Genomic DNA, 18,141 nt, shown 5'->3' with positions numbered 1-18,141 from the left:
CAGGGAGCCATCGTCAGGTCGCCTCCCTGCCGGACGGCGCTGACCCGCACGCCGGACATCCGGACATCCGGACATCCGGCTGTCCCGGCTCCTTCGGTTCACCGCCGGGGCCGCCGGGGCCGCCGGGTGCCGATGCCGCCGCGCCGACCGGTGCCGGCGGAACCCTTCACCGCAACGAGGAGAACAGCATGAACAACCCGTGGCAGCGCTGCCGCGCCGCCTTCCTTCCCGTCTCCGCCGGATCCGGCCGGCCACGAACCCGCGCCGTGCCCCGTCCGCGCCCCGGCATCCGCCTCCGGCGGAGCAGCACCCCGGCCGTCACGGGCCGCCGCACCCGCCCCGGCACGGTCCGCGGCCTGGGCGCCGCCCTGTTCCTCGCCCTCCTGGCCACCCTCCTGCAGAGCGTGCCGGCCCACGCCGAGCCCAGCCCGGTGCCCACCACCGCCATGACCCGCTGCACCCACGGATTCGACCCGGACGCCTCCGCCGCCCTGCACCTGTCCGGTGGCCGCGGCACCACCTTCCCCGCAGACGCCCGAGGCCTGCGCCCCGGCGACGTCATCCGCATCGTCCCCCGCACGACCGACCAGGTCTCCACCACCGGCTTCTGGTGGCAGCCCGCCGACGGCTCCAACTGGGTCACCCCCGCCGGCGCCAACCCCCGGCAGCCCGCCCCCGCAGGCTTCCCCGCGCCCGGCCTGAACACGTACGGCCTCATCGGCCGCATCACGGGTGCCGGACCGTTCGAGGTCCTGAGCCGTCTCGGCTGCCGCCAGGTCGGCGTCTCCGGGCAGCTGGACCTGCGGATCAACGACCCCCAGGACTGGGACAACTTCGGCGCCTGGAACGTCGACGTCCAGCTCTACCGCAACCCCCTGCAGGACGGCGGGTTCGAAGGCCAGCGCACCTCCACCGTCTCCCAGCCCTGGAACCTCGAAGGCCCCGACGTCAAGACCATCGTGAACAGGCCCGGCGGAGCCCACACCGGCAACAACGCCGCCGTCCTGAGCTCGCCCGGCACCCGCGTGTGGAACGCCCTGACCCAGCCCATCCCCGTCAGGCCCCACACCGACTACGCGATCACCGGCTTCTTCCGCACCTCGCCCAACGTCAACACGGCCTTCTTCGGAGTCCGCCTGCCCGGCGTATGGCCGCCCGTCGAGCGCCACTTCGGCCCCGTACCCGGCTGGTGCCCGTCGACCACGCCCACCTGCTACAGCCAGGTCACCGTCCGCTTCAACTCCGGCGCCAACACCACCGTCACCGCCTTCGCCGGCTTCTGGGGCGTCGGCGCGGCCGCCCACATGTCCATCGACGACGTCAAGGTCCTGTCGAGCTGACACCGGCCTGGGAAACGCCAGGCCCCGATCCGCTTCACCGGTGACCGCCGCCCCTTGACGGCGCGCATCGCCGGACCCCGCAGGGAAGCGGGGGGGGGGGGGGGGGGGGGGGGGGGGGGGGAAGGGGGGGGGGGGGGGGGAGGGTGGGGGAGGGAGGGAGGGGGGGGGGGGGGGGGGGGGGGGGGGGTGGGGTCGGGCCCCCCCCCCCCCCCCCCCCCCCCCCCCCCCCCCCCCCCCCCCCCCCCCCCCCCCCCCCCCCCCCCCCCCCCCCCCCCCCCCGCACCCCCCCCCCCCCCCCCCCCCCCCCCCCCCCCCCCCCCCGCGCTTGGGGCGGTGAAGGTCTGGGTCCAGGCGCGCCAGATGGGCTTGGTGGCGCGGACGGCCGTGCCGCGGACCGCAGCGGTCGTGGAGGCGTGCGGGCCGCCGGATCCGCCAAGAGCCTCCCCGCACGCCATCGGGCGCGGCATGATGGGGGCCGGGCGGGAGTACCAGGGGGGAACCGTGCACGGCCGCTTACGTTTCGACGACCTTCTCGTGGTGCTGCCCGGGATCGGCGGCAGCACCCTCCACCGCGGACACGTCCCCGTGTGGAAGCCGCCGCTGGCCCTGGGAGGCGCGCTGCGTCCCTCCGGCCGTGCCCTGGAGGAACTGGCCGGCGAGCCCCGCCTCCTCGACGATCCCGAACACGACGACGGCATCGTCCCCTCGGGCCTCATCGGACTCCCCGTCACCATCCCCGGCCTCGCCAAGCTCAACCAGTACGGCAGGCTGCGCCGCGCCCTGCGGGCCCGCTTCGACCTCGTCCCGGGCGACTGCGCCGTCGACGGGCCCCCGGCCAACCACTTCGAGTTCGCCTACGACTGGCGGCGCGACAACCGGGTCTCCGCGCTCCGGCTCAAGACCTTCCTCGACCGCGAGCTGCCCAAATGGGCGACCACCCTGCCCTACGGCCGCCCCAAGACCGTCCTCCTGTGCCACAGCATGGGCGGCCTCGTCGCAAAGTACTACCTCGACGTCCTCGGCGGCTGGGAGCACTGCCGCGCGCTGATCACCTTCGGCACCCCCTTCCGCGGTTCGCTCGCGGCCCTGGACGTCCTCGCCAACGGCGTGCACGCCCTCGGCACCCGCCTGAACGCCGTCTCCGACATCCTCGGCGCCTTCACCTCCGTCCACCAGCTCCTCCCCCGCTACCCCGTGCTCCTCGACCGGCGCCCCGGCACCCCGCCCGGGCAGGGCCCCGGCCACGTCCACCGCTCCCCGGGCCGTCTCGGCGCGCTCGACCCGGCCCGCGCGACGGACGCCTACAAGCACTTCCACCGCTGCATGGACCGGCACTCCCCGGGCCCGGCCGTCCCGCTGCTGCCCATCGTGGGGTACGGCCACCGCACCGCGCAGACGGCCGTGTTCGACGGGACGCGGCTGCGGGTCACGCCGGATCCGGCCGCCCTCGGCGGCGACAGGCGGCAGTTCGCCACCGGAGACCGGACCGTCCCGGCCGTGGCCGCGATCCCCGTCGAACTGTCCGAGCTCTCCACCTGGGGCTGGGAGAACGCCACGCACTCCACGATCCACGCCACGGACGAGGTACTGGAGCGGCTCCTGCGCCTGCTCGCCTTCGGCGGGAACGGACTCGCGGACCTCCAGTCGCCCGGGGACCCGCCGCCGGGGACCGACGACGTGCGCGGCGTCTTCCCCCTCTCGCCCGACCCCCTCGCCCTCGGACTCGAAGTCGGCGACGTCCACGCCGCGGGCCGGCCCGTCGTCCTCACCTGCCGCGCCCGCGGAATCACCACGGGCCCCCACCCGCCCACGCTCACCCTCTCACCGCCCTGCCCACCCGACCGGGTCACCCTGGACGAACACGACGGTGCGGCACGCTGGACCGTCACCGGCCTCGCCCCCGGCACCCACGAGGCCACGGTGTCCTTCGCGGGGCGAGCGGTGACCGACTTCTTCGAGATCTGGTGACCGCACCGACGCCGGCGCCCGGCCGGTGGGAGAAGTGGAAGAAGACCGAACCGGCCCGCCTCGCCTGCTACGTGGACCCCGAGGAGATCGCCCGCCGGTACGGGGGGCCCGGGCCGGGGCCGACGTACCTCCAGCGCACGGCGGACCTCCGCGCCGCCGTCGGGACGGTCTACGACGGGCTCGCCGCGCAGGGGCTGCGCTACGAGACCGCCACGATCGACTTCGGCGGCTTCCAACCCGCCGAGCAGGTCGTCCGGACGCCCGCCGAGATGGCTGAGCAGGGCGGCAACTGCCTCGAACTGACGCTGCTGTTCGTCGGCCTGTGCCTGGCCGGCAAACTGCGCGCCCTCGTCGTCCTGCTGGAGGACCACGCCCTGGCGGCCGTCTGGCTCGGCGGCGACCTCGACGCCCTGTGGACGCACGGCCGCCCCGCGGCGCGCGACCACCTCATCATGGACGGGGGCCTGATCAACAAGGCGGCCGGCTCCACGGCCGTACGGACCACCCTGACGGAACTCGTCGCCGACGGGACCTACCTCCTGGTCGAGTGCACCGGTGTCACGGCCGAGGGGGAGCCGGGGACGCGCTCGCTGCGCCGCACCTTCGACGAAGCGGTCGCCGAAGGACTGCACCGCACCGGACGGGGAAGCCTGGTCGGCCTCGTCGACGTCGCCTTCCACCACCGCGGCAAGCTCTACCCGCCCTACGCGATCCCCGCCCCGCCATCCCCGCCCGGACCGCCGGCACCGGCCCACCCCGCAGCGGCCCACCCCACAGCGGCACCGGCATCGGCACCGGCACCGGCACCGGTCGACCCCGAACGCCCCAGCGCGCTCGGAGAACAGGCCCTGGACACGGCCCTGCGCCAGGCCACAGCGGCCGACCCCGCCCTCGCGGCCCGGCTCGACCCGGCCCGCCACAACACCCCCGGGGCACTGGTCCGCGTCCTCGACGCCGCCGGCACGGCAGCCGCCGCCCCGGAGCTGCGGCGGCTGCGCCAGCTCGCCGGAGCCCTCGCCCTGGCCCTGGACGCCCACGCCTTCATCGCCACCTGGATGCCCCAGGCCGCCCACCCGGCAGCGCTGCGCCGCGCCCTCCTCGACTGCGTCGCCGACACCCCCGGACTGCGGCCCGGCGGACTCGCCGAACACCTCGACGCCGCCGTCCTGCACCGGCCCGTCGACGACCCCGACGGCCGCGCGACCCTGCTCCGCTTCGTCGTCCGCCTCGCGGCCACCGCCGGGCTCGACACCCGGGACGAGGCCTTCACCCACTGGTGCCACCGCGCCGGCCATGACCTCGCCACCGCCGAACTGCTGCACCGGAAGTTCAGGAACCTCGCCGAGGACGCCCGCCGGCGGCTCGTCGTCCACCTGCGCGGCACCACACCGGCCGACGACCAGCCCGGCTCCGCCGACGCCTGGCTCCTCGACGACAGGGGCCGCCCCACCCACATCCGCCCCACCACAGCCTGCCGGCCCGACCCCGACGGCCTCGCCGGCACCCTCGCCGACATCCTCGACTGGGCGGACGGCGTCCTCGGAACCGCCCTGCTCCACCGGGTGGACATCGCCCTGCCCGCCCCGACCCTCCTGCACTGGCGCCCCGAGGAGGCCGACGTCGGGATCCGGCTCGGCGCCCACCACCAGGTCGTCCTGCACTGGGGCGCCCGCATCCACCCGCCCGGCCACCTGCGCCGGCTCTCCCGCCAGGCCGCGTACCGGCTGCGCCACGTCGAGGACGGCGGCGACGCCGTGTACGGCAGCGTCGACTGGGTGGACCCCGCGACCGCCGGGAACCGGGAGGACTTCGAGGAGCGGCTGGCCAGGAACGACTACCCCGGTGCCCTCGGCCTGCGCTTCGCGCCCGCCGACCCCGATCCGGACGGCCGGTTCGAGGCGCTCCTCGCCCGGTTCCCGATCCTCCTGTGGCAGGACCGCGCCGTGACCGCCTGGCCGGCCGTCGAAGAGGACGTACGCGACCGCTGGGTGACCCTGCCCGGCGGGTTCACCCACGCCTACCGCACCGCCTGGACCTGCGACGAGGACGCGGCGCCCCCGCTGGCACGGCTCCGCGCCGTCTGGGACGACGGCCACTGGCTCGCGTTCTGCCGCACCACCAGCACGCACACGGCCGGTATCGGGACGGCCGCCGGCGGCCGCCGCACGAGAGGACGACGATGAACTGGACCCCGTACTACCGCGGCGACGGCACGGCCCGCGAAGAAGACCTGCCCGGCCCTCCGCCCTGGCGGCTGGCCCCGCAGGCCACCGCCGCCGCCACCTTCCGGCCCCCCGACGGGCTCCCGGAGGCCGTCAACGCCGCCCTGTGCCTGCGCCGCCCCCTGCTGCTCACCGGCTCGCCCGGAACCGGGAAGTCCACCGTCGCCTCGGCCGTCGCCCACGAACTGACCCTCGGCCCCGTCCTCAACTGGCACGTCACCTCGCACAGCACCCTCACCGAAGCCCTCTACCGCTACGACGCCCTCGGCCGCCTGGAAGCCACCCGCCGCGACGAGGACGACGACATCCGCCGGTTCCTCCGGCTCGGGCCCCTCGGCACCGCCCTGGCGGGGGCCGGCCGGCCCCGGATGCTCCTCGTCGACGAGATCGACAAGAGCGACATCGACCTGCCCAACGACCTCCTCAACGTCATCGAGTCCGGCAACTTCGAGATCCCCGAGCTCACCCGGCACACGGAACCCGAGGTCGAGGTCCGGCTGTGGGAGTCGGACGCCACCGCGACCGTCCGCAAGGGCGGCGTCACCTGCACCGAGTTCCCGTTCATCGTCATGACCAGCAACGGCGAACGCACCTTCCCGGCCCCGTTCCTGCGCCGCTGCATCCGCTTCCGGATGCCCGACCCCGACCACGGCGAGCTCGTCAGGATCCTCGAAGCACACCTCGGCGGAGCCGCCGCCCGGCAAGCCGGCGGCGTCCTGTCCGAGTTCGAGGCCCGGATCGCACGCCGCGAGAGCCTGGCCACCGACCAGCTCCTCAACGCCGTCCACCTCGTCACCGGGGAGCTCGGCCCCGACGACCCGCTCCGCGCCGGCCTGGTCGACCTCCTCCTCCACGACCTCAACGCCCCCTGACGTGCTCGAACCCCTCATCCGCGGACTGCGCCGGGCCGGCGCCGACGTCGACGTCGTCGCACTCGCCGACGCGCTCTGGCTGGCCCGCGCCATGGGGGACGCCGGCGGCCGGACCGGAAACCCGGACCCGGCCGGCGCCCCGTCCGGACCGGGCCCCGGCCAGGAGCCGTCCGAGGACCCCGCAGGCCCAGGCCCGGAAGGAACGCCGGAACCCCCCGCTCCGTACCCCTCCCGGCCAGAACCCGGCACCTACGACACGGGCGGCGTCCCGGACGGCCCCGGCACCCTCGCCGCCGTCACGGGCCGCGTCCGGCGCGGCAGCGCCCTGCCCGACGGCCCCGCCCTCGCCCGGGCGCTGCGCCCGCTCAGACGGCGCCGTCCCGGCGGCCGGGAACGCGGGCTGGACGTCAACGCCACCGTCGACCTGTACACGCGCACCGGCGAGCTGACGCCGGTGTTCACCCCCCTGCCCGAACGCTGGTTCCGGCTCGACCTGGTCGTGGACGCCTCGCCCTCCATGCAGGTCTGGCGGGACACGGCCGACGACCTGCACGTCCTGCTGCGCCGCCTGGGCGCCTTCAGCACCGTGCGCCGCTGGGCCCTGCGCCCCGGCCCGGACGGCGCCCCCGTCCTCCACGGCCCGGCCGGCGGGCCCGTACCGCACGCGCTGCTCCGGGAACCGCGGGGCCGGGCGCTGCTGCTCGTGCTCTCCGACTGCGTCGCGGACGGCTGGCACGCGCCGGACACCTGGCGGATGCTTCGCGACTGGACCCGGTCCACGGCCACGGTCCTGCTCAACCCCCTCCCGCGGACGCTGTGGCCCCACACCGGCCTGGACGGCCCCGTGGTGCCCCTGGAGGCGCGCGGACGCGGCTCCCGCTCCGCCGATCTGGCCGCCGGGGTCCCGGCCGGGCTGCGGCAGCTCCTCGCCGCCGCCTACCCGGAGGTGACGGGCCCGTGGCTGCCCTGCCCGGTGGCGGGGATCTCGGCCGCGGCGGCGGGATCCTGGGCCGGGACGCTGATGGCCGTGGGGGAGGCGGCCTGCGAGGGGGTCCTGATCCCCCCGGACGGCCGCCCGCCCGACCCGCAGGACGAAGACGAACCGTACCCGTACGTCTACCCGTATCCGTATCCGTATCCGGACCCGTACTCCGACCCGGACGCGGTGCTCCCGGTCGCGGAAGCCGAGCTGCTGGTGGATGCCTTCCGCCAGGTCTCGTCCCCGCAGGCCCGCCGGCTGGCCGTCCTGTGCAGCCCCCAGACCGAGCTGTCGCTGCCCGTCCTGCGCGCGGTGCAGGCGGCGATGGAGCCCGGCTCGGGAGTGGACGTCCTCGCCGAGCTGGTCGTGAGCGACCTCTTCGAGCACGTCCCCGGTACGGAGTCCGGGGAGCTGCGGCTGCGGTTCCGGCCCGGGGTGCGCGAGGAACTGCGTACGTCCCTGTCGGCGGAGGACGCCTGGCAGGTCTACTTCGCCCTCAGCCGGTTCGCCGACGCGGAGGCCGCGCCGGGCACGGGCCACCCGGTCGCGGTCGCCGCCGAGCGGGGCACGGCCCGCATCCCGGGCGGGCTGCCGCCGTTCGCGGCGGCGAGCAGGGCCGTGCTGCGCCTGCTCGGTGGGGCGTCGGAGGCCGCGCCGCCGGACGCGGTGACGGCCCGTCCGGTCCCGCGGGACGGACTGTGGATCCGGATCGGCAGGAGCGGGGCGGACCCGGCCGCCTACACGCTGGAGGCGTGGGCGCTCGGCGACCGGAGCCTGATCACCGCGGAACACGTCCCGGGATTCCAGGAGCTGCGGGGCCGGGTGGCGAGCGTCATGGACCAGGGCTGGGCGGCGCTCGACCCGGAGGCCCCCGGGAACATGATCACGATCGATGTGCCCTGGGAACTGCTGGACATGCCCTTCGACACGTGGGCCGGCCCCGGGAACGAGCCGCACGGAGTGCTCCACCCCGTGGTGCTCCGGTGCGCCCCGCCGGACAGTGCGCGGCACACCTGGCACGACCGCTGGGACCGCTTGCTCAGGGCGGGCGGGCAGGTCCGCCCCCACGAGGCGTACTGGGCCGGCGAGGGGTACGCGTCGTCGGCACTCGTGCGGGCGCTGCGGGCCGACAGCCGGCTCATGTGCGTCGTGCTCGACGGCCCCCCGACCAGCGACCCGCTCTACACCGAGCAGTTCCGCATCGCCCAGGAGGAGGGGATCCCCGTCGTGGTGTGGAGCCGCGAGGAAGGGGACCGGGCGCCCTTCCGGGAGTACGTGGACCTCCTGCTCGCCATGCCCATCAGCCTGCCCGAGAGCCTGCAGGACCTCCACCGGCGGTCACTGCTGGCGTCGGGGACGATCGCCCCCCTCGCCCTGGTCTGGAACGACCCCGCACTGGACGCGCCCGTGCCCGCCGCATCCGCGGTGGCGGCGCCCGGGCCACTGCCCCGGAGCGGCACGTACGCCGTCGTCGTCGGGGTGGAGGCGTACGCCGACCGGAACGACCTGAACGGCCCCGCGCACGACGCCCGCGGCATCACCGACTGGCTCCTCGCGGAGGGCGTGCCGCCGGACCACATCACGGCCCTCGTCTCGCCCGTGGAGGACAACCGCGAGGTGACGGAGGGGATGGGTGTCCGGGCGCGTGAAGCCACCACCGCCAACGTCATGACGGCCCTGCTCCAGGAGACGGCCGCACGCACCGACGCGGACCTCCTCCTGGTGTTCTGGAGCGGGCACGGCAGGACGGACGCGAACGGCTCGCAGTACCTGCTGACCGCCGACGACGCCGACGGGCCGGGCGTCTCGCTCACCGACCTGCTCCGCCGCTTCCGCTCCCCGCAGGTCAGCACGTGCGAGGAGCAGTTCTGGTTCATCGACGCCTGCGCCGCCGCCGGGCGGGCCCGGGTCCAGGAGGAGGAGGTCCTCCCGGACCCTCCCGCCCCCGGGGACGACGACCTCCCCGGACGCCGCCCGTACCCGGGCCGCCGTCAGTACGTCTACCTGGCGAGCGGGCCGGAGAACGACGCGGTCGAGGAGCCCGGCAGGGGCGGCTTGTTCTCCCTCCAGCTGATCGAGGCGCTGCGTGAGGTCAGACCCTGGGACGCGGGCGCGCCGTCAACGCTGTACGAGACGGTGCGCGAGCGCATCGCGCGGCAACGCGTGCGCGGCCGGACCCGCCAGACCCCGCTGTTCGTCCACTACGGCGGACAGCGGCCCCCGGGCGGCTCGGCAGGCCGCCCGTGAGGCTGCGGGCACACGGAGACGCGGGCCGCCACCGGGTGGTGGCGGGCCGTACCGGGGTCCTCACCACCCTTGTCATGCAAGGCGGTTGACATGATGATCGGGTCCTTGTCGCGTCGTGGCAGAGTGAGGGGAGAGACCGTGAGCGGGTACACCAAGCCTCTGGTGGCGGGCGCCATCGGGGTGCTGATCGTCCTCTTCGGGTTCACACCCGATCTAGGCGACGGGGCCAAGGAGTGCGCGGGGCACGACATGAAGCCGGGCGACTCCTGCACCACGTCTGACGGCGTGTACGGCTACGACGACATCGCGGCCGAGGACGCCGAGAACCGGCAGAACAAGAGGGTGATCCTCTCCTCCATCGGCGGAGTCGTGGTCCTCGGCGCCCTCGGCTTCGCCCTGCGCGCCGGGGCTGACGATCTGCGGTACGCCAGCGAACGGCGCAGGGCGGACGCCCGGCACCGGGCCCGCGCCGCCCAGGACAAGTGGGACCGCCCACCGGACCCCGGCCGGTTCGAGGGCCGCTCGCAGGAGCTCCCGGGCGGGGGCCGGGTCGAGCTCTACACCCACGCGCTGTGCTACAGACCCGGCACGGGCTCCCCGTCGCGTTCCGCCTCCGGGGAGAAATGGGCGCGGTGGGACCAGGTCACCGGGGTCGAGGACAACCGGAACCGTCTGCGGCAGGCCGACCTCTACGACTACACCCTCTGGGTCCACGTGGAGGGGAACGTGGAGCCCCTGAAGGTCGACGGCTTCACCGGCGACCAGGAGTTCGTCTCGAAGGTCGGCCAGTTCGCCGCGGAGGCCGCGAAGCCGAAGGTGTACGACGCCCTGAACGACACGGGCGCGTTCCGCCTGTCACCCGCCCCCTCAAGCCTCGGCGCATTGCTGAGCATGGGCGGCAGCCTGGACCCCCAGCCCCAAGTGCTGCTGACCGCATTCGGATTCGCGAGCCTGGAGGCGGGCGGGAGCCGCCTCGTCCCCTGGTCCCAGATCACCAAGCTCAGCAAGCAGGCGCAGAGCCTCGGCCACCCACTCGCCGTCATCACCCGTCGTGGCGCCGCTCCGGTCCACTTCTCCCTCGCCACCACAGCGGACCTCGCGGCGTTCGCACTCGCTCAGAGCCTGTGGGAACGCGCACGGAGCGCTTGAGACGGGCACCCGAGGAGCCCCGCCCGGGCACTCCTGCCCCGGCCCGCGGCGGTCAGGCCGTGTCTTTTGGCTCAGGCCGGATCAGGGAGCGAGGACCGAGTCGTCGAGGGCGCCCGCGCCGGGCAGCTGGTGACGGGCGGCGATCAGCGCGGCGTGCACGTCGGTCGTGCCGGTGGCCACGCACAGGGCCCGTTCGACGTCCTCGATCTCCTGGCGGACGGGCGATTCGGCATCCGTGGCATCGAGGACGGCCAGGGCCCAGTAGCGGTCGACGAGACGGGGAAGCACGGCCGGGTGCGCCATCAGCATGGATGGTTCCTTTCTCCATCGGACGGTCAGGTCCGTCGCCTACCCGGATGATCACCACGCAATCCCTCTCGGGGACCGCGCACCCGGCACCCCAGGCGGGCTCAGGCGGGCTCAGGCGGGATCGAGGGAGTCGATCCAGGCGATCAAGCGAGCCCCCTCCCGCTCCATGACCCCCGGGTCTCGCAGGACGTTGGCCAGCAAGGACATGCCCTGATAGGCGCCCACCAAGGTGAGGGCCAGGCCCTCCGGCGCCGGCTGGCCGAGCTCTCGGAACTGACTCTCCACCCAGGTCAGCAGGAGCCGGACGACCCTGCCCGCTTCGACGTCCAGGCCACCCTGGTCGCGCTTTCCCAGCTCCGCGGCGAGGGTACCGGTAGGGCAGCCGTAGCGGACGGCGAGGTCACGCTGGCCCACCCAGCCCTCGATGAGGCCCTTGAGGCGCTCGCGGGGATCGGGGAGCCGGCTCAGGTGGCCGACGAGCAGGTTCAGGTGTCGTTCGTGCTCGGACAGTGCGGCCGCGACGAGTTCGTCCTTGGTCTTGAAGTAGTAGTAGACGTTGCCGACGGGCACCTCGGCCGCGCGCGCAATATCGGCGATGGTGGTGCGCTCGGCGCCCTGCCGGTGGACGACGTCGGCCGCGGCTTCCATGAGGCGCTGCCGCTTCGCTCCGGCGGCCTGGGCGCGAGCGGACCCCTTTGAGTAAGTCACCCGACTGACTATACGGCCTCGGCCGTGCTAGGCTCCCCGAGTCAGTTGGTCAGCTAACTAACTCGGATTCGAGGACCCTCGTGATCGTTGTCACCGGTGCCACCGGAAATGTCGGCCGTACGCTCGTCCGCCTGCTGGCCGAAGAGGGACACGAGGTGACCGCCGTCTCGCGCCGCATCACCCGGGCCGACGTCCCGCCCGGCGTGCGCGCCGTCACCGCCGACCTCTCCCAGCCGGTCGCCGACCTGCCCGCGACCGCGGACGCGGTCTTCCTGCTCGTCGGCGGCGACCTCATGATGACCGGCGACCCCACAGCCGTCGTCGCTCCGTTCGCGGACTACGGCAAGATCGTCCTGCTGTCCTCCCAGGGCGTGGTCACCCGCCCGGACTCCCTCTCGCACGGCCGGGCCTTCGCCGCCTATGAACAGGCCGTCATGGACTCCGGAGCCGACTGGACCATCCTGCGCCCGGGCGGTTTCGCCTCCAACGCCTACGCCTGGGCTCCGTCGGTCAAGGCGAGCCGGACGGTCGCCGCACCCTTCGGAGACGTCGGCCTCCCGGTCGTCGACCCCGACGACATCGCCGCCGTGGCAGCCACCGTCCTGACCCGGCCCGGCCACACCAGGGCCAGCTACGAACTCACCGGCCCCGCCCCGACCACCCCGCTCCAGCGCGCCGCCGCCATCGCCGCCGCCATCGGCGAGCCGGTCACCTTCATCGGCCAGACCCGGGAGGAGGCCTGCGCCCAGATGCTCGCCTTCATGCCCGCCCCGGTCGCCGACACCACCCTCGACATCATCGGCACCCCCACCCCGCGCGAACAGGCCGTCAGCCCCGACATCGAGAGGATCCTCGGCCGCCCCGCCACCACCTTCGCCGACTGGGCCAAGCGCAACGCCGCCGCATTCGCGTGACCGAGCCGTCTTCATCCTGAACGGTTGCGGGTCGGCGGCGGGCAAGAGGCCGGCCGGGCTCGGAGCCCGGGACGGTCACGCCGGACCGCGGCTCCGTCCGGTGGTGCGGGGGGCACGGGGGGTCCGGGGAGCACGGGGCGACACCGCGTCGGTGCCGTGCGGCGCGCCGCCCCGACTTCCGCGTGCTCCGCCCGTCGCCCGCATACCGCGCAGGAAGGCGACTTCCTGATCGAGGTCGTACCACTTCTCGTTCACACACGGGAGCGCGACGCGCTGCCCGTCGGACAGGGCGGCGCAGGCGTAGCGCGTACGTCTGCGTCCGGGTGCGGGGTCGTCCTGCACGGTGATGTCGTCGATCTCCGCCCAGTCGAGCCGGCGCGAGCCGGTCGCGCGCCGGATCCGGAGACCTTCGCGGTCCGCCGTGGTGCGTGGCCGCAGTATGAGCAAGTACGCCGTCGCCAGGTTCGCCGTCACGACGGCGGTGACGAATACGCCGCTCCCGGCGGAGAAGACTTCCAGCACCCAGATGTACACGAGCAGGGCGACCGACGCCGCGCCGAGGAAGACCAGTTGCCCGACCGTCCGGCCAACCGTCGGCGCCGCGTCAGCCAGGGCGGCCTGAGGAGATTCCATGCCCTGGCCAACGCCCCGTACCGCAGGGGACTCGCCCCGGGCGGGGTCTGCGTCGGCTGCTGAAAGCCGTACGCGGACCCGCCACCCGTGCGTGCCGGGCTACCGCGGTGCGGGCCAGGCCACATCGGTCTCGACCGGCCGGCCGTAGGCCGTGCCGTCGAGGCCCCAGCCGTAGAGCTGCCGCACCTGGTTCATGAACCAGTCCGCACCTGCCCTGCCCGCTTCGAGGCCGTGTTCAGGGTCCGCCCACAGTTCGCGGACGCGGTCCTGGATGTGGTCGTCGAGTTCCCAGCCGTCCAGCCGGATCCTTCCCGCCTCGTCCAGGAGCATGGGGACGTGGCCCTCCAGCTGGTCCCACAGGTCCGTGGCCTGCTGGGCCGTGGTACGGAATCCGTGCTCGCCCAGGACGGTGCGGAGGAAGGCGGTGTAGAGGGCGATGGAGGGGATCGCGCTGGATGCCTGGGTGACGGCCGCGCCGGCAACAACCGTGAACGCGCGGCCGTCCTTCTCCTTGAGCAGGGTCGAGTGACTCAGCTCGTGGGCGGTCTGTTCCAGGTGTTCCTTGGCGGCGCCGATGGTGCCGTGCCGGTACACGGGTGCGGTGACCTCCGATCCGACGTAGGTCAGCGCCACGGTGGTGAACTTGTCCGCGAGCAGGTGGCGGGCGGCGAGGGCGCGTACCCACAGGTTCCAGTCGTCGCCGCCCATCACCGCGACCGTCGCCCGCGTCTCGTCTTCGGTGCCGGCCTCGATCCGGGCCCAGGACACCTTGGGGTCGGCTGCGGAGAAGTCCAGCGCCGGGGCCTCGTAGGGGGCGCCGAGCGGCTTGATCACCGAGTGGTGGACGGTGCCGGTGGCCGGGTCGGTGCGGCGGGGGGCTGCGAGGCTGTAGATGAGGTAGTCGACCGGTCCGTAGTGCTGTTCGAGGAGGTCGGCGACGTGGGTCTTGGCGTCGGTGGAGAAGGCGTCGGTGTTCACGAACCGGATGTCGTGGCCGTCGCCGGCTGCGAGCCGGGCTGCGGCCGCGGTGCGGTACCAGCCTGCGCTCGCGGTGCGCCGCCCGTTGTCGGGGGTCTCGAAGGCGACACCGATGCCGCGTATGCCGTGCTGTCGCAGTCCGGTGAGGAGGGTGGCGAGTCCGTACCCGGCGGAGTGGCCGAGGATGAGCGCGACTGGCTTGCGGCCGTCGGTGCGGGCCTCGATGCCGTCCCACATGCGGTGCACGGTCTGTGCGGCGCCTTCGGGGTGGGAGTTGACGATGAGGAATCCGCGTTGCTTGGGCTCGATCTCGCGAAGGCTCACGTGGTGTCCGTTCTGTCCGGTACGAGGCGGGCGAGGAGGGTGTGCAGGTCCGCGATGGTGCGCAGGCGGCGGGTCTCCTCGTCCGGGATGACGACGGACAGCTGTGTGATCGAGGGCGGTGACCGGCTCTGCCAGGGCCAGGCTGTCGATGCCGAGGTACTGCTCCAGCCGTCCGTCATCAGTGATCGTATCCACGGGACGGTCAGGGCCTCCTGACAGTGCGTCACGCAGAATGCGCTCGGTCCTTGTCGTCTTCGGCATTGACACCTCTCGTGTCCTCATCGGGCGTCGGCGACGTACGCAGCCCTGACCGGCGACGACGGTGTGCGTGGCAGCTCCCGCTCCGTTGCGGTGCTTGAATGGGGGTCGGTTCTGTTCTGGCAAGGAGAAGTGCTGTGCCCCTGGTGTCTGTCGTGATGCCCGTGTACAACTCGGCGGCGACCCTCGGCGCGGCCGTCCGGTCGGTGCTCACCCAAACCCACAGCGACCTGGAGCTACTGGTCACCGATGACCAGTCCTCCGACGGCTCCATGGACCTGCTCGCGGAGTTCGCCCGGCAGGACGAGCGGGTCCTGCCGGAGCGGGCGCCCGAGCAGGGCGGCGCGGGCCGGGCGCGCAACCGTGCGATCGAGCGGGCCCGCGGGGACTACGTCGCCTTCCTCGACAGCGATGACATGTGGCTGCCGCAGAAGACCGAGAAGCAGCTCGCCTTCGCCGCTCAGGCCACCGCGCCGCTGACGTTCACCTCGTACTACAAGATGGACGCCGACTACGCCGGCGAGAGCACCGACTGGGTCCCCAACGGGCGCGTGGTGCGGGCGCGGGAGCACGTGGACTACCGCGCGATGCTGGTCCGCGACCACATCGGTGCCCTCACCGCCATGTACGACCGCAACGCCCTGGGCACGAGGCTGATGCCGGAGATGCGCAAGCGCCAGGATTACGCCCTCTGGCTGTCGATCATGCGGGACGGGGCCGACGCCCGGGGCTTGGCGGAGCCGCTGGCGGTGTACCGGGCCCACCAGGCCGGCTCCCTGTCCTCGAACAAGCTCTCCCTCGTCCGGTACAACTGGGCGCTGTACCGCGAGCACGAGCACCTGTCGGTCCCGCGGGCGACGCGGGCGCTGGCCGGTGCCGTGTGGCAGTCGGTGCGCAACTCCCGCATCTGAGGGGTGTCGCATCTTCAAGCCTCAGTCTTGGGGCGTCCCTGCGTGGGCGGGGGAAGGCACCCGCTGGACCTGCACGAATCCCACCTCGTGTGTCGGAAGCATGGACGGGCCGGAGACGTGATGTCTGGCTCCGGCCCGTCCGTCGGCTGCTAGAGGTCGAGCTGGTACTGGTGCGTCGTGTGCGTGGGTGTGTAGCCGAGACGGTCGTTGATCCGTCTCATGTGCGTGTTGCTGTCGGCGGTGTCGGTGAGGAGACCGCCGAGGTTCGGATGGGACCCACGGGCGTGCCGGATCGACTCGGCCTTCATCCATCGGCCGAGGCCGTGTCCACGGTGCTCGGGCAGCACGCCGGTGCCGTAGTGCTGGCCGTCACCGGTGCCGTTGCCGGGAATGACGAGTTCTGTGAATCCGGCGACCGAGCCGGTGGAGGTGTCGATGGCGGCGACGGTGTGCAGGTGGTCGCCTCGCCGTTCGACCGCCTTCGCCGCGGCCCGGACCCGGTCCACGTCCCAGGCCACGGTGCCGTAGTCGGTGTCTTCCATGGGCATGTCGTCCATGGCGCGGCGTGAGGCGGCGAACGTGTGGGCGAGGTCGTCGGGGACGGCTCCCTGCCATGCCGCCAGCCGGTAGCCGGGATGCGGCTGCTCGATGATCCCGGCGAGGGCGGCGGTGTCCACGTCGGCCAGTGCCAGGCGGGAGAACCGCAGGGTGAGGACCTTGCGGAAACCGCGCGCCACCAGGAACCGGTCGCCGGGCGCGCCGGCCTCGGCCTGCGCGATGACGCGGCGGCGGGCGTTGTCCCGGGCGGCGGCCACGGCGGCGTTGAGGAGCTGTGAGCCGACGTGCCGGCGTCGCTCGGCCGGATGGACCTGGAGGGTCAGTTCGGCCAGGTGCTCCTGTCCGGGACTGTCGAACAGGCGCAGGAAGGCGGTTCCGGTGGGGATGGAATCGGCGTCGGACGCCAGCCATGCGAGACGCCGGCTGTTCGGGCCGTGAGCAGGGTCGGTCAGTGGGGTGATGCGAGACGACAAGGTGTCTCCGTCGTGAGGAAGGGGCGAAGGTCGGTACGCGGACTCGACTGCTGGGCACTCCTGCGCATGTGCTCCACACCTCCTCGTCGACGGCGCCGGTCCCGACCGGCATCGGACGGCTGGGAAAACCTAGCCGGGCCACCGGCTCCTCGGCAAAGGATTGACGATCGACGGCAGACCGGTGAGGGCGTGCGGTCACGGCCACTCGCCGATGGCCGCGACCGGCACGTCGCGGCTGCTCGGCCAGCGCCCTGAGCCTACGAGAAGACCCGGGCGGGGCCGTGCACGCGCAGGGTTGCTTCGTCTCCGACGGCGGGCGGGGCGGCGGTCGGTTCGAAGATGCGGGCGGCCACGGTCGTGCCGTCGGGCAGGCGCAGGGCGAGCACCGTGTCGTGGCCGTAGAAGTCGCGGCGTACGACGGTGGCGGTGATCGCGCCGGGGGTCCCCGGCCGGGCGAGGGAGATCTGTTCGGGGCGCAGCAGGACGCGACGGGGCCCGGGGGGCGGCGCGGTGCCGGTCGGGGTGACGGGAAGGGTTCCGAGGGGGGTGTGGGCCAGGTCGCCGTCCAGTACCGCGGGCAGCCAGACGGCCTCGCCGACGAAGCCGGCCACCCAGGGGTCGGCCGGTGCGTGGTAGAGGAGTTCGGGCGGTCCGTGCTGGATGATCCGGCCGTCGCGCATGACCGCGACGTCGTCGGCCATGGACAGGGCTTCTGCCTGGTCGTGGGTGACGAGGACGGCGGTGGCGCCGTCGGCGCGGAGTGCCTGCCAGACGTCCTGGCGCAGTCCGGTCCGCAGGGCGGCGTCGAGTGCGTTGAACGGTTCGTCGAGGAGCACGACCGGTGGCCGGGGGGCCAGTGCGCGGGCGACCGCGACGCGCTGCTGCTGGCCCCCGGAGAGGTGGTGGGGCATGCGGTCCTCGAAGCCGGCCAGACCCACCAGCTCCAGTACCGACTCGGCGCGCCCGGCCCGGCGGGCGGCCCGGTCCAGTCCGTAGGCCACGTTGCCGAGGACGGTCAGGTGCGGGAAGAGCGCGCCCTCCTGGGGGACCACCGCGATGCGGCGGTGTTCGGGCGCCACCGCGCTGCCGGGGGTGGCCACGCGGCGTGTGCCGACGCGGATCTCGCCCGCGTCCGGCAGCTCGAATCCGGCGGTGCAGCGCAGCAGTGTGGTCTTGCCCGAGCCGGAGGGGCCGAGTACGGCCGTCAGGGTCCCGGAGCGGACGGTGAGGTCGACCCCGTCGAGGGCCTGTACGGTGCCGAATGCCTTGCGCACGCCGGTGATCCGCAGTTCGGCCAT

General features: G+C 73.7%; 15 protein-coding genes. 8 read left to right on the top strand and 7 right to left on the bottom strand.

Annotated features, from left to right (window positions below; genetic code table 11):
* Nucleotides 1-188 precede the first annotated feature (188 nt).
* The 6 genes from AC069X_RS21545 (at nt 189) to AC069X_RS21520 (ending at nt 10,777) form a co-directional block, all read left to right on the top strand.
* Nucleotides 189-1,340, top strand: a complete 1,152-nt coding sequence (locus AC069X_RS21545) for a hypothetical protein (RefSeq protein WP_478730353.1) — start codon at nt 189-191, stop codon at nt 1,338-1,340.
* A 501-nt stretch (nt 1,341-1,841) separates the two neighbouring features.
* Nucleotides 1,842-3,308, top strand: coding sequence for an esterase/lipase family protein (locus tag AC069X_RS21540; RefSeq protein ID WP_478730351.1), 1,467 nt, complete (start codon nt 1,842-1,844; stop codon nt 3,306-3,308).
* Nucleotides 3,305-5,491 (top strand): vWA-MoxR associated conflict system protein, encoded by a 2,187-nt coding sequence (locus tag AC069X_RS21535; RefSeq protein ID WP_478730349.1) that lies wholly within the window; start codon nt 3,305-3,307, stop codon nt 5,489-5,491. The genes AC069X_RS21540 and AC069X_RS21535 overlap by 4 nt, the downstream gene beginning before the upstream one ends.
* A complete protein-coding gene (locus tag AC069X_RS21530; protein ID WP_478730347.1) occupies nt 5,488-6,402 on the top strand; it encodes an AAA family ATPase in 915 nt (304 codons plus the stop codon). Before AC069X_RS21535 ends, AC069X_RS21530 begins: the two co-directional genes overlap by 4 nt.
* 1 nt (nt 6,403) lies before the next feature.
* Nucleotides 6,404-9,628 carry an SAV_2336 N-terminal domain-related protein gene (locus AC069X_RS21525; protein WP_478730345.1) on the top strand — a complete coding sequence of 1,075 codons (3,225 nt, stop codon included), beginning with the start codon at nt 6,404-6,406 and terminating at the stop codon, nt 9,626-9,628.
* Between the two features lie 138 nt (nt 9,629-9,766).
* Nucleotides 9,767-10,777: a hypothetical protein gene (locus AC069X_RS21520; protein WP_478730343.1), complete on the top strand. Its 1,011-nt coding sequence runs from the start codon at nt 9,767-9,769 to the stop codon at nt 10,775-10,777.
* Between the two features lie 81 nt (nt 10,778-10,858).
* Here the strand turns inward: AC069X_RS21520 and AC069X_RS21515 are convergent, their stop codons facing one another.
* Nucleotides 10,859-11,086 carry a DUF5133 domain-containing protein gene (locus tag AC069X_RS21515; RefSeq protein WP_478730341.1) on the bottom strand — a complete coding sequence of 76 codons (228 nt, stop codon included), beginning with the start codon at nt 11,084-11,086 and terminating at the stop codon, nt 10,859-10,861.
* A gap of 111 nt (nt 11,087-11,197) precedes the next feature.
* Nucleotides 11,198-11,794: a TetR/AcrR family transcriptional regulator gene (locus AC069X_RS21510; protein WP_478730339.1), complete on the bottom strand. Its 597-nt coding sequence runs from the start codon at nt 11,792-11,794 to the stop codon at nt 11,198-11,200.
* An 80-nt stretch (nt 11,795-11,874) separates the two neighbouring features.
* Here AC069X_RS21510 and AC069X_RS21505 point away from each other — a divergent pair, with 80 nt between their 5' ends.
* Nucleotides 11,875-12,708 (top strand): SDR family oxidoreductase, encoded by an 834-nt coding sequence (locus AC069X_RS21505; RefSeq protein ID WP_478730337.1) that lies wholly within the window; start codon nt 11,875-11,877, stop codon nt 12,706-12,708.
* 75 nt (nt 12,709-12,783) lie between these two features.
* On the opposite strand, the gene AC069X_RS21500 is transcribed toward AC069X_RS21505, so the two are convergent.
* From AC069X_RS21500 to AC069X_RS21490, 3 genes are all read right to left on the bottom strand, one after another.
* Complete coding sequence (locus AC069X_RS21500; RefSeq protein WP_478730335.1) at nt 12,784-13,341, bottom strand: PH domain-containing protein; 558 nt, start codon at nt 13,339-13,341, stop codon at nt 12,784-12,786.
* 99 nt (nt 13,342-13,440) lie between these two features.
* Complete coding sequence (locus tag AC069X_RS21495) at nt 13,441-14,643, bottom strand: enoyl-[acyl-carrier-protein] reductase FabV (RefSeq protein ID WP_478730333.1); 1,203 nt, start codon at nt 14,641-14,643, stop codon at nt 13,441-13,443.
* Complete coding sequence (locus AC069X_RS21490) at nt 14,640-14,822, bottom strand: hypothetical protein (RefSeq protein ID WP_478730331.1); 183 nt, start codon at nt 14,820-14,822, stop codon at nt 14,640-14,642. Before AC069X_RS21490 ends, AC069X_RS21495 begins: the two co-directional genes overlap by 4 nt.
* Nucleotides 14,823-15,038: 216 nt before the next feature.
* Between AC069X_RS21490 and AC069X_RS21485 the strand changes: the two genes are divergently transcribed.
* On the top strand, nt 15,039-15,812 hold the full coding sequence (locus AC069X_RS21485; protein WP_478730329.1) for a glycosyltransferase family 2 protein: 774 nt from the start codon (nt 15,039-15,041) through the stop codon (nt 15,810-15,812).
* Nucleotides 15,813-15,961: 149 nt separating this feature from the next.
* Here AC069X_RS21485 and AC069X_RS21480 read toward each other — a convergent pair whose 3' ends face one another.
* Both AC069X_RS21480 and AC069X_RS21475 read right to left on the bottom strand, forming a co-directional pair.
* Nucleotides 15,962-16,843 carry a GNAT family N-acetyltransferase gene (locus tag AC069X_RS21480; RefSeq protein ID WP_478730328.1) on the bottom strand — a complete coding sequence of 294 codons (882 nt, stop codon included), beginning with the start codon at nt 16,841-16,843 and terminating at the stop codon, nt 15,962-15,964.
* Between the two features lie 257 nt (nt 16,844-17,100).
* On the bottom strand, nt 17,101-18,141 hold the full coding sequence (locus AC069X_RS21475) for an ABC transporter ATP-binding protein (protein ID WP_478730326.1): 1,041 nt from the start codon (nt 18,139-18,141) through the stop codon (nt 17,101-17,103).

The organism is Streptomyces sp. NPDC043896, assembly GCF_056435605.1.
The sequence above is the reverse complement of the archived record's forward strand: the minus strand, read 5'-3'. Positions and strand labels throughout refer to the sequence as shown.